This is a genomic window from Microcoleus sp. AT8-A3, assembly GCF_036705675.1.
Classification (GTDB): domain Bacteria; phylum Cyanobacteriota; class Cyanobacteriia; order Cyanobacteriales; family Microcoleaceae; genus Microcoleus.
Map to the genome: position 1 here is coordinate 1 of NZ_JAUBVD010000102.1, position 11,842 is coordinate 11,842.

General features: G+C 47.6%; 10 protein-coding genes and 1 pseudogene. 3 read left to right on the forward strand and 8 right to left on the reverse strand.

Annotated elements, in window-relative coordinates; all coding sequences use genetic code 11:
- Nucleotides 1-242: 242 nt before the first annotated feature.
- A complete protein-coding gene (gene dusB / locus QUB51_RS29300) occupies nt 243-1,256 on the reverse strand; it encodes a tRNA dihydrouridine synthase DusB (protein WP_333057150.1) in 1,014 nt (337 codons plus the stop codon).
- A 463-nt stretch (nt 1,257-1,719) separates the two neighbouring features.
- Between dusB and QUB51_RS29305 the strand changes: the two genes are divergently transcribed.
- A complete protein-coding gene (locus QUB51_RS29305) occupies nt 1,720-3,312 on the forward strand; it encodes a glucose-6-phosphate isomerase (RefSeq protein WP_333057148.1) in 1,593 nt (530 codons plus the stop codon).
- 63 nt (nt 3,313-3,375) lie between these two features.
- A complete protein-coding gene (locus QUB51_RS29310) occupies nt 3,376-4,116 on the forward strand; it encodes a response regulator transcription factor (RefSeq protein ID WP_333057147.1) in 741 nt (246 codons plus the stop codon).
- A gap of 10 nt (nt 4,117-4,126) precedes the next feature.
- On the opposite strand, the gene QUB51_RS29315 is transcribed toward QUB51_RS29310, so the two are convergent.
- The 4 genes from QUB51_RS29315 to murC all read right to left on the reverse strand — a co-directional run bounded on the left by QUB51_RS29315 (nt 4,127) and on the right by murC (nt 8,400).
- Nucleotides 4,127-4,615 (reverse strand): low molecular weight protein-tyrosine-phosphatase, encoded by a 489-nt coding sequence (locus QUB51_RS29315; RefSeq protein WP_333208657.1) that lies wholly within the window; start codon nt 4,613-4,615, stop codon nt 4,127-4,129.
- A 358-nt stretch (nt 4,616-4,973) separates the two neighbouring features.
- On the reverse strand, nt 4,974-5,324 hold the full coding sequence (locus QUB51_RS29320) for a YbaB/EbfC family nucleoid-associated protein (RefSeq protein ID WP_006634273.1): 351 nt from the start codon (nt 5,322-5,324) through the stop codon (nt 4,974-4,976).
- 412 nt (nt 5,325-5,736) lie between these two features.
- Nucleotides 5,737-6,693, reverse strand: coding sequence for a UDP-N-acetylmuramate dehydrogenase (gene murB / locus QUB51_RS29325; protein ID WP_333057143.1), 957 nt, complete (start codon nt 6,691-6,693; stop codon nt 5,737-5,739).
- A 150-nt stretch (nt 6,694-6,843) separates the two neighbouring features.
- Entirely contained in the window at nt 6,844-8,400 is a 1,557-nt protein-coding gene (gene murC, locus QUB51_RS29330; RefSeq protein WP_333057142.1) for a UDP-N-acetylmuramate--L-alanine ligase, read from the reverse strand.
- A 964-nt stretch (nt 8,401-9,364) separates the two neighbouring features.
- Here murC and nadD point away from each other — a divergent pair.
- Complete coding sequence (gene nadD, locus QUB51_RS29335; RefSeq protein ID WP_333057141.1) at nt 9,365-10,096, forward strand: nicotinate (nicotinamide) nucleotide adenylyltransferase; 732 nt, start codon at nt 9,365-9,367, stop codon at nt 10,094-10,096.
- Here the strand turns inward: nadD and QUB51_RS29340 are convergent.
- The 3 genes and pseudogenes from QUB51_RS29340 to QUB51_RS30540 form a co-directional block, all read right to left on the reverse strand.
- Nucleotides 10,085-11,179 (reverse strand): transposase, encoded by a 1,095-nt coding sequence (locus QUB51_RS29340; RefSeq protein WP_333208728.1) that lies wholly within the window; start codon nt 11,177-11,179, stop codon nt 10,085-10,087. The two genes, nadD and QUB51_RS29340, sit on opposite strands and share 12 nt — an antisense overlap.
- Before the next feature lie 22 nt (nt 11,180-11,201).
- Nucleotides 11,202-11,303: pseudogene (locus tag QUB51_RS29350) on the reverse strand (IS607 family transposase); the annotation flags it as partial.
- Nucleotides 11,304-11,380: 77 nt separating this feature from the next.
- Entirely contained in the window at nt 11,381-11,752 is a 372-nt protein-coding gene (locus QUB51_RS30540) for an HNH endonuclease (protein WP_445299464.1), read from the reverse strand.
- Nucleotides 11,753-11,842: the final 90 nt, after the last annotated feature.

Sequence of the window (11,842 nt, forward strand, 5' to 3'; positions counted from 1 at the left end):
ATTTATTTTCTGACTCATTTTCATCCCGACGCTCACCTTCGGTAGAGCGCGGGACTTCCCATTCGCATTAGTTAAATCTTAGCCCGCAGAGGTGGGTTTTGTTTATTTCAGCTTGCACCATTTTCAAGAACAGGCAAGATGCCTGTTCCACAAAGATTAGATTTTAGTGTGGGGAGTAGGGGTTGGGCATCCTGCCCGCCCGTGAAAGGCTTATTAAAAATGGTGCAATATCTAAGTTTATTTCAACTTGCGGGCAATTGATCGATCGCGCGATCGATCGAATCGCAACCTTGTTCAACCGTTTCTACCACAGCCAACACGCCCCGCAATTCCCCAGCGCCGGGGAAACCCTTAGCATACCAGGTTAAGTGCTTGCGCGCTTGGCAGACACCGCTTTCACCTTTATATTCCCACAAAGCCCGCAAATGTTCCTTAGCACATTCGAGGCGTTCAATTGGTGTCGGAGGTATCTTTTCCACACCAGTTTTCAAGAAATAATCAACTTCTCCCACCAAAAAAGGATAGCCCAAAGTTCCCCGCGAACACATCACTCCATCGGCGCCGGTTTCTTCCAGACATCGCATCGCTGCTTCCACTGAAAAAATATCCCCGTTAGCAATAACTGGAATCGATAAAACTTCTTTCACTCGGCGAATCCACTCCCATTTTGCCGGGCCGGTGTAACCTTGCGATCGAGTGCGGCCGTGCACGGTAATCATTTTTGCACCCGCATCTTCCATCCGCTTCGCAAATTCCAAAATATTAATTTCTTTGTCAGTCCAACCAATCCTAGTTTTAACCGTGACAGGAACATCTACCGCTTCCACAACTGCCCGCACAATTGCCTCGGCTGTTTCCGGATCTCGCAGCAGGGAAGAACCGCCGCCGTTTTTAGTAATTTTGTTAACCGGACAGCCCATATTAATATCAACAGTATCCGCTCCTTCTGCCACTGCTTTCTGGGCCGCTTCTGCCAAGAAATCCGGCCGGCAGTCAAACAATTGAATGCTAATCGGGCGCTCGTTCGGGTCAACTTCCATAATTCTCGGCAGTTGCTTCACGTAGTGCAAACCCGTAGCGTTCACCATTTCCGTGTACATCATCGAATCCGGCGCGTAGCGGCGCACCAGGCGGCGAAATACCAAATCGGTAACGCCGGATAATGGCGATTGCAAGACGCGGCTTTTAACTTCAAAATCGCCGATTTTGAGCGGAGTTGCTAACCTTTCTTTTAATTCGGGAGATAGAGCAAGCATAGTCGATCGCACTTTAATTCTAATATCTGTATATTATACTACACTTCCGATAGTTGACAGTTGTTAATTATATTTTTAGCCGATTATTGAGTGACAGCTAAAAGTATATTTAACCTGACCGCAATACCTATTTTACAGAACCCGATCGCCCGAATTTGAACATTGTGAAACCATGACTCAAACGCCAACGCCGACCACAGTTAAATTTCTGTGCCGCTTCCATCTATCTATGGGGTGTGACCATTAATGAGATATCTACCTACTAAGACTGTTGCCCAAGTCATATTTTTATTGTTTAATTCTGCCGAATGCTCTGACTGCCTTCGGCTCCGGCTGCCTTCAGACGATTAATGCTTAAATTTATTGGGATTCTGCAAAAGCCGTACATCAGATCGTTTTAAACTACAATTGGTTGATTCCTGACGACGCCGATCGAACATTAAAAAAATTGTAGAGAATTCCTATGGACGCCGCAGCACTCTGGCAACGCTATCAAGACTGGCTTTACTATCACGAGGGATTGGGACTTTACCTCGATATCAGCCGCATGGGATTCGACGACGCTTTCGCAGCAGCACTGAAGCCCAAATTTGACAAAGCTTTCAAAGACATGGCAGCTTTAGAAGCAGGTGCGATCGCCAATCCCGACGAACACCGCATGGTGGGCCACTACTGGCTGCGAAACCCCGATTTAGCTCCCACTCCAGAATTAAAACAAGAAATAGTCGAAGGAATATCACAAGTCGAAGCATTTGTCAAGAAAGTTCAAAACCGCGATATTAAACCGCCCTTTGCTCCGCAATTTACCGACATAATTTCGATCGGCATCGGCGGCTCGGCCCTCGGCCCCCAATTTGTCGCCGAAGCTTTATCCCCAGACATTCCGCCCCTAGCAATACATTTTATCGACAACACAGATCCGGCTGGGATCGATCGAGTCCTCAACAAAATCAAAGACAAACTCGCCAGCACCCTAGTAATTACTATCTCCAAATCCGGCGGCACCCCCGAACCGCGCAACGGGATGATCGAAGTTCAAAAAGTCTTCGCAGCCGAAAAACTCGATTTTGCCAAACAAGCAATTGCCATCACCGGAGTTGACAGCCAACTCGACAAATTAGCCAAATCCGAAGGCTGGATTACCACTTTTCCAATGGCAGATTGGGTGGGAGGACGCACTTCCGAATTGTCAGCAGTCGGACTTTTGCCCGCAGCTTTGCAAGGCATCGACATTCGGGCGATGCTCGACGGCGCTAAAGTCATGGACGAAGCTACCAGAACCACCGAAATCAAACATAATCCCGCCGCCTTGTTAGCAATGTCCTGGTATTTTGCTGGCAACGGACGTGGCGAAAAAGATATGGTAGTTTTGCCGTATAAAGATTCACTGCTATTGTTCAGCCGCTACTTGCAGCAATTAGTCATGGAATCGATCGGCAAACAGGAAGATTTAGACGGCAACACAGTTCATCAAGGAATCGCAGTTTACGGCAACAAAGGCACCACAGACCAACACGCCTACGTCCAGCAACTGCGAGACGGCGTGCCGAATTTCTTCCTAACATTTATCGAAGTTTTGCAAGACAGGCAAGGCATTTCCCCAGAAGTAGAAACCGGCGTCACTTCAGGAGATTATTTGTCGGGTTTGTTGCAGGGAACTCGACAAGCTTTGTACGAAAATCACCGAGATTCCATTACTGTCACAATTCCCCAAGTCAACCCGGAGACAGTAGGAGCATTAATCGCCCTCTACGAAAGAGCAGTAGGTTTTTACGGTTCCTTGGTGAATGTCAATGCCTATCACCAGCCAGGGGTTGAAGCAGGCAAAAAAGCGGCCGCTGCTGTATTGGATTTGCAGCAACGGGTACTGCAAGTGCTCAAAGACGCCCAAAAACCTCTGTCTGTAGCAGAAATAGCCAAAAAAGCAGGGAAACCAGAGCAAATCGAGACAATTTATAAAACTCTGCGACATTTGGCAGCCAACGGGCGCGGCGTAGCTTTGGAGGGCAAATTAGGACAACCGGCTACTTTAACTGCAAGCTATCAAGAGAATTAAACAGTAGAATTAAACATTAAAAGTGACTAATTTCACTTTTAATGTTTAATTTTTAATTCCCCCATGCCATTAACGATTCTGGTTGCTGACGACGATTTCGCGACTCGCTTGTCGATTACCGATTATCTAGAAATTACCGGATACTCTGTAATCGCTGCTGAGAACGGCAAAGAAGCTTTAGGCTTGGTAGATGAATTTGGGCCCCACTTGATTGTTACCGACATTACAATGCCCGAAATGGATGGCTACGAATTTGTACGGCGAGTTCGGACTCGTCCCGCTTTCCGCTTGCTGCCGGTGATTTTTTTGACCGAACGCACGAGCACGGAGGAACGGATTCGCGGCTATCAGATGGGGTGTGACAATTATCTGGCTAAGCCTTTTGAACTCCAAGAATTGGGGGCGGTAATTCGCTCTTTGCTCGATCGCTACGCTCTAATCGCTCAGGCCCCCTCTCGTTCCCCGGAACCCGAACCAATGCCAACAGAGGCACGCAGCAGAGCCAATGACAAGCCAGAAGCAGATTTTTTAACTCAAAAGTCAAACACAGGCGATTCCCTACGAGATAGCTCCGCTTCACGGGCATCTCCCAGCCAAAATGCTCCGACTTTGACTCAGCGAGAGCGACAAGTGCTAGATTTGCTGACAGAAGGTCTTTCTAATATTCAAATAGGCTCCACACTCCACCTCAGCCCTCGAACTGTCGAAAAGCACGTCAGCAGCTTGTTCAGAAAAACTGACAGCAACAACCGTGCAGAACTCGTTCGCTTTGCGATGGAACACCATTTAGTCGGTAATTGGTAATTGGTAACTGTTAATTGGTAATTGTTAATTTTTCCTGATTGATAACGTACTCCAACAAACCCTCGGCAGCATCGTGCAGCAAATCAATTACTCGATCGAATCCCTCCGGGCCACCGTAGTAAGGATCTGGCACTTCTTTAAGGTCGTATTTCTGGCAAAAATCGCACATCAGTCGCACTTTATCTTTATACTTTCCAGCCGCATCCAAGGCAAGAATATTGCGATAATTGTCCCGATCCATAGCCAGAATCAAATCAAAATTTTCAAAATCTTTCCTGGTAAATTGGCGGGCTTCGCCTAGCAATTCAATGTCTCGCTTCTTCGCCGCCAATGCCATCCGCCTGTCAGGGGGGCTGCCAATGTGATAGCTAGCAGTTCCAGCCGAATCGCAGGTGATGCGATCGCTCAAACCAGCTTGTTCGATTAAGTGATTCATAATATTTTCTGCTGAGGGCGATCGGCAGATATTTCCGAGGCAGACAAATAATAATTTAGTCATTAGTTAGTAGTGATTAGTTATGAGTTATTAGTTATTAGTCAGTCAACCGTCAACAGTGCTAATTTGTAGCTAATTTGTAGGGTGCGTCGCTTTCAGAGTCAATCTGCAAGTTGTTCCATCAAACATGGAGCCGCGACGCACCTTACCATCGCTAATTTGTAGGGTGCGTCGCTTTCAGAGTCAATCTGCAAGTTCCATCAAACATGGAGCAGCGACGCACCTTACCATCGCTAATTTGTAGGGTGCGTCGCTTTCAGAGTCAATCTGCAAGTTCCATCAAACATGGAGCAGCGACGCACCTTACTGTAGCGGTTTTCCAGAAAGTTTAATCAGTCAACAATTGACTGATGACTAATGACTAACCGAAACCGGGGAGATTTAGTCCACCGGTGAGTTCTTCCATTTTCTCCCGCATCGTCATCGTAGACTTAGCGTAAGCATCCTGCATCGCCACCGTGACGAGTTCAGAAACCACATCAGCACCTTCACCGAGGGCATCCGGTGAGATTTCCACGCGGCGGGGTTCTTGGTTGCCGCTGAGAAAAACCTTGACCAAGCCACCGCCGGCAGTTCCCTCAATTTCCATGACATCCAACTCTTCTTGGAGCTTTTTAGCTCCTTCTTGAACCTGCTGAGCTTTTTTGAAAGCTTCAGTCAGTTCTTTCATTTTGCCCAGGCCGAAGCCAAATCCTTGTCCTGATTTTGTCATCAAAATTCCTCTGGTCTGAAACCCCGTCCTTACAGGACGGCTTTACATTTAATTTTAATCCCCTTGCGGGGTAGGGGGGTAGTTGCCCCCCGTGAGGATATGGTTGTCCTCAATCTCCCATTTCTGGGGTAAAGTTAGCTTTGCCAATGTTTTCTGAGCTTGCGCGGGCTAGGAGCACTGTTCCTGTTACCTGAGAACTGTTTAACTACTAGCGACAGAGCAGGGAACTAGCTTCGCATTCGCCCGGTGTCGTGACTCAAAAAACGTAGTCAGTTAAGACTTAGGCGGGTCAAGATGGCTTGTTAGATTTCTCTTTCAAGCCTCATGCCGTCAGGGCTGAGGTTCTTGACAACTACTTTGTGATGGTGTGTGGGCTGGCAGTCTGCCGTTTCCGTATTACTTCAATGATGCCTTAGAAGGGAAACTCTCCCAGTATTCTAACTTCTGGCTCCAACAACAGCGACCACCGCTGCTCGACTTGCTGTTGAACGTGGCGGATCACTTGAAAAATATCATTGGCCGTTGCCGACCCGCAGTTAAGAATAAAATTAGCATGGCGCTGAGCTACTTGTGCACCGCCGATCTGATATCCCTTCAGTCCCGCTTGTTCGATGAACCAACCTGCCGTCTTGGGGCCAGGGTTACGGAAGACTGAGCCACAGCTCGGTAAGTGGTAAGGTTGAGTTGTCCGCCGCTGGCTGAAATGGTCATTAGTTTCTGCCATTACTTGCGATCGGTCGAATCCCGGCTGTAACTGAAAAGTCGCTTCTGTTACTAGCCGATCGCCCCCTTGCAGCACCGAAGTCCGGTAGCGGTACTCCAACTCTTGGGGAGTCAGAATTTCCACCTTACCACCGGGGGATAGGACGCGAGCATTGACTAGAATATCAGCAGTACAGCCTCTGTGAGCGCCTGCATTCATCACCACAGCCCCTCCCACGGTACCCGGTATGCCGACTGCCCATTCTAGACCTTTCCAGCCCCGTTTAGCCGCCAACCAAGCAAGGCGGGGAATTGACTCCCCCGCCCCCGCCGTAACTTGACCTGTTTCTGGGTTAAAATTCACCTGTTTGAGGTAGCGAGTGCCGACGACCAAACCGGACAAACCCCGATCGCTCACCAACAAATTAGAACCCGCACCCAGCAGAGTCACAGGCACCCCTTCATCGTGTGCCCAAGCAAAACTCGCTTGCAAAGCCTCCATACTGCGGGGAGCAACATACCACTCGGCAGGGCCACCGACTCGGAAGGAAGTCAGGCCCGCCAGCGAAACTTGGGAGTTAATCTTGCAATCAGTTCCCCGCAAAGAAATAGGAGAATACACTCGCCGATTGTCCTTAACAGAGGAGTCATTCGAGATAGTCACCATCTTGAAAATCCTTAAAAATACCTTCGCTCGAAGACAGGGTTGAAAATCCATTTAGCTAACTTATGTCGCCCCTTTGAGCGAGCCGTCCGACAGAAGTTTCGACACAAAGTGCAACGCCATAATGTCGATCGACTCTACTCTGTTCGCGAGCTAATCGGGGCGATCGGCTTCTTGATAAAAAGCCATAACCTCTGGAATAATCTGATTCAGATTACCAGCGCCCAAAAACAGAGCCAAATCCCCCGGTTGCAGATTTTGGGTTAAAAACTGAGTGACTGACTCTAGGGAAGGCGCAAACTCAACCTCTCGGCCTTCTTTAGCAATCAAATCAGCAACCTGCTGCCCGCTAATCTCTCCTAAATTTGGTTCCCCAGCACTATAAATATCGCAAGCCACAACCAAATCAGCATCCCCAAAAGATTGAGCAAATTCTGGCAAAAATGTCAGAGTCCGGCTGTAACGGTGGGGTTGAAAAATTGCAACCACTCTTCGGGATTTGGGATTTTTTTCGCTACCTTCGATACGCAAGCGAGCGGCCGCCAAGGTGACACGAATTTCGCTAGGATGGTGAGCGTAGTCGTCCACAAACAGGATGTCATTGTGAAAACCCCGCACCTCAAAACGGCGACGAGCTCCTTCAAAGCCAGCAATCGCTTTGGCAATCGCCGAAAACTCTAACCCCAACAATCGGCCTACTGCTACCGCAGCTAGTGCATTGCTGAGATTGTGTGTACCCAGCAACTTCAACTCCATTTCCCCCAGGAAAGCTCCTCGCTCCCAAATTCGGGCCTTGGTACTTTCGGCCCCGTACTCCACGCCCGATGCCGTGTAGTCAGCACCGCTGTCCGGCTGCAAGCTATAACTGACATTAGGCTGAAGGGAATCTTTGACGATTTGGTCGTCAATGCAGCCCACCAAGGTTTGACAGTTTTGGGCAAACACCTTAAATGTGTCTATTACCTGGTCAAGGGTATCGTAATGGTCTGGATGATCCAGTTCCACGTTCGTTACTATGCCAATTTTGGCTACTAGCTTAACGAGAGAACCGTCGGATTCATCAGCCTCGGCCACTAAGTAGGGGCCTTCCCCCAAACGGGCATTGCCTTCCCAAGCATTTACCTCGCCTCCTACTACGATCGTCGGGTCTAGACCCGCAGCCATCAGCATGAAGCCGATTAAGCTGCTAGTAGTAGTTTTGCCGTGAGTCCCGGCTACGGCTATGCTTTGGTAATCTTGAATTAACGCTGCCAACACATCCGATCGATGAAAAATCGGACAGCCCAAATCTAAAGCAGCTCGATATTCGGCATTGGCTGGGTGAATAGCCGTCGAACATACTACTTGAGGCAATCCCGGAATTGCTTGGGCGCTTGAACCGTTGCCGTTAAATTGGACAGCTTCGGCTGTCGCGACAGAAGTTCCTACCGTACCCGCGACTATCGAGGATACTGCTCTTTCCTGTTGCCCGCAGTCGGGACTGCTACCGTTAAGGGCCGTTTCAAATAATTCAAAATTGCTGGCGTCTTGACTCCAAAAAATATGAGCTCCCATTCCTTGCAAGCGCTCGGTTATGTGACTCGATTTAATGTCCGAGCCGTACACAGGCAACTTGCGTTTAGCTAGAATGTAGGCAAGGGCTGACATCCCAATCCCACCAATGCCGATGAAATGAAATGGTCTACCGCTAAAATCAACAGAACTCGGCATCTTTGCTCCTCACACACCACACCACGCCAATAACACGCGATATCATATCAAGAATTGTTTTTTCAGGATACAGTTCGCTAGAGATTTTGTACAAAATTCTCTGCGTGTCCCTAGATTTGAGGGACTTGTAGAGATGTTTGTCTTGTATCCTATATGACTTAGTACCGAGTAGTTTTCCGGAACAGTCACAGCTCGAAAATTGCAGGTAACAGAAAACGGGGTCTGGGGTCGGGGCCAATAGACTAATTTTGGGTGGTTGCATACTCCTGCATTCTTTCTATTTCTATCCGCCTGCTGTGCTGGGATACGGCAGCAAAAGCCCCACAACCTTTCTACCAAGATTGAGGGTAAAACCCATAAGGATTTACAAACACTACCACGAACAACAAAATTTCGCTCATTTTGTAGTCATTTATCTACTCCTACGGTCATTTTTTCTTGAAAGTGAGAGATTGACACGATCGCAGCTATAGTATATATTCTGACTTTATTGTATATATACAAGTTATGCAGTTTGTCGAAATAGTCGCAAAGCCATAGATCAAACCAAATCATTGGTTTTGATCGAGAAGCCGATCGACGCTCTTGGCAGTCCTTAAAATTTTTACCAGTGCGCTAAGTATATCTACCGTCAAAACTTTTTCGGTAGCCCACAAACGAATGCTCAGGCGGTCGATCGCAAAACGAGAAACAAGTTGGGATTAATATTGGCAAGGTTAATCATCCAGTCCCGAAACCACTCCGACGCTCAGAAGCGGGTTTTTTAAGTCTTATTGAAGGTTTGGACGAATTAAGGGGGTTGAAAAAACCGGTTTCAGCGTCCAGGACGATCGTCGAAACTAGGGTCGTCTAGGGGTTTGTCGCCGATGTAAAGCGAGGGTTTTCTCATAAACGAGCTTATGGTTAAAAGCGTATAAACAGAAAATTGGCGCGATGTCTGTATTAATCCTGATTTGGGGGAAATATGGGGAAAATAGCGGTTTTGGGGGGGACTTTTGACCCGGTTCACTGGGGTCACGTGTTGGTAGCCGAAACGGCTGCGAGTCAATTTGCTCTCGATCGAGTCATTTGGGTACCGGATCGCTCTCCTCCTCACAAAGAGCGCCCGGATTTGGCAAGTTTTGAGCAGCGGCGGGAAATGCTTGCTCTGGCGATCGCCGATCGGCCAGACTTCGTAATTTCGCCGCGGTCGGCCAATCCCAGAGGCAGTTGTTTTGCGATCGACACCCTGCTGTATTTGCAAAAATTGTATCCCGGCGATCATCGCTGGTACTGGATTATTGGTAGTGACGCACTCCTTACTCTTCCCAAATGGCACCGGTGCGCCGAAATTGCCCGGTTGTGCGACTGGTTGGTGGCCCCACGTCCGACTCACGGAGATCGAGTGACAGCAGAAAGCAAGGAGAGTGGGGGACTGTCCGAGTGGGGAGATTATCCGGGTGGAAAACCCCTCGATTCCGGGGGAGACAGGATGCAGGTTCAGGCGACTGCTGTGGGCCGACGAGTTGCCGAACAAATGGCTCTTGTGGACGTGGAAATTCGCTGGGAAGTGCTGTCCATGCGTGCGATCGAGATTTCGTCGAGCCACATCCGCCGCTGCTGCGCCGAAAGGCTCGACCTCCGCTACTTAGTCCCGGAAGTTGTCGGGACTTATATTGCAGCCCATCAGCTTTACCAGATACATTTAACCCGGTAAATCCCGAACTAAGCCAGGAATCACCGTGTATGGCAAGATAGAAAAAGCAGCAAGCTCTCCTATCAAGGAGGTATCTCTCAAAGCTTTCAATAAAATATTGAAAGCGCCATTTTTGTCCCTGTCCAGAGTGTGTCCGCACTTTGGACATTTAAATATTTTAGACCCGCCTAATTTAGAATGAACGTGTCCACATTTGGAACAGATTTTCGATGTGTACTCTTCTGTCACGTCTACTACAACACCACCATGCTTGGTAGCTTGATGCTTCAACGTTTGTTTAAAGCGATAATGGCTCAACGTAACCATCGCTCTAGCCGTTTTAGTCGCCAACCTGCGTTTGCCTTTTTTGACCATTTGTTGTGTCTCAAAGGTTGGCAAGAAAATTAACTTGTACTTGCTTGTCAAATATTTTGCAGCTTTCTTGTGTAGTTCATTGACCAAGTTTTTAATCTTGCTCCTGATTGGGGCTGCTGATTTTCGCAGGCAATACCTTAGTCGCTTGAACTCTCTCCCTTTACTTACTCCAATACGGGACATTAATTTGTCTAGATGCCTTGCTAGGCGATAGATACGACCGATATCGTTTTTTCCTATTTCGATGAAGTCACTACCATCAAAACCAGTAAGAAAAGTTCTGACACCCGGATCTAAAGCAATAACTAAATCGCTCTCAATTGGCTTGATTTTTGGTACATCAATTGCATAGCAAATAAACCATTTCCTGTTAATCAAGCTAAGTGTCGGTTCGTGCTGAATTACCTCGATAATGGGCTCCGATGACTTGAATGTTAGTTCCTTAGTAGAAAGTGGGTAAAAAGTTCCTAGTTTCCAATTGGACGTTTGAAATCGGATAGTCTCAGATGCGTCGAAACGGCTTCTAAATTTTGCCGTTCCTTTTGTCTTTTTAGCTGCTTTGTGTGCTTCAAAAGCTTGGAACACTGCCATTTGACGCGGATTGTAAGGTTGTTCAGACACCCAACTAGGGGCTGAGTCCATTATTTTCTTCCTTAAGCCATACTTACCAATTTTTTCATCTTTCAGGATAGCAATTGCTTGATTGTAACACCATCTACTTGCTGCAATCCAACTCCTCCACTTCGCTGCTAGCTTGGTTTCCGGGTAAACTCGAATCTTCTTTGATAGCAGATTTGTATTTTCGCAAACCATAGAGTCGGCTGCTAAAGACGTGGATGATGGCAAGGATGTCGGGTAAGGAGGCATATGTCACCATATCCCCCTCCCCTAAGAACCGTACTTGATACTTACGCATCATACGGCTCAAGCCTATGGCTTTCCAGATTGCTTACCTGTGTGTATGTGTATATGACAGGCTTTGTGTACATGGACGAGATTGACCTCATCTTCTGTACCTCCATCTTTAACTTTCGTTATGTGATGAAGATGTAGTTCTTCTCCGTTGAACAGATTTTCGCCACATACTGGGCATTTCCATTTCTGGTTTTCAGCGACTTTAAAGTATTTGGACTTTTTATCCCATCGAATTTTTCCGGTGGAGGTTCGCCGTTGTTCCCAGTATTTGGCTAGGGTGGGGTCATCGGGTGATGAGGTGTCTTTGACTTTGATATGGCGTATAATTGGTATCTGAGAAATTTTTCTTACAGATACTATTTTGGGTTTTCCATGTCTGTCTGGCACCTCTGTTGTGAAGGGGAGCGTGTCACTTTTGCAATGAGTATAAATACCCAAAAATACTAGGGCAGAGGTTTTGAGCTATTTTTGGGCAAA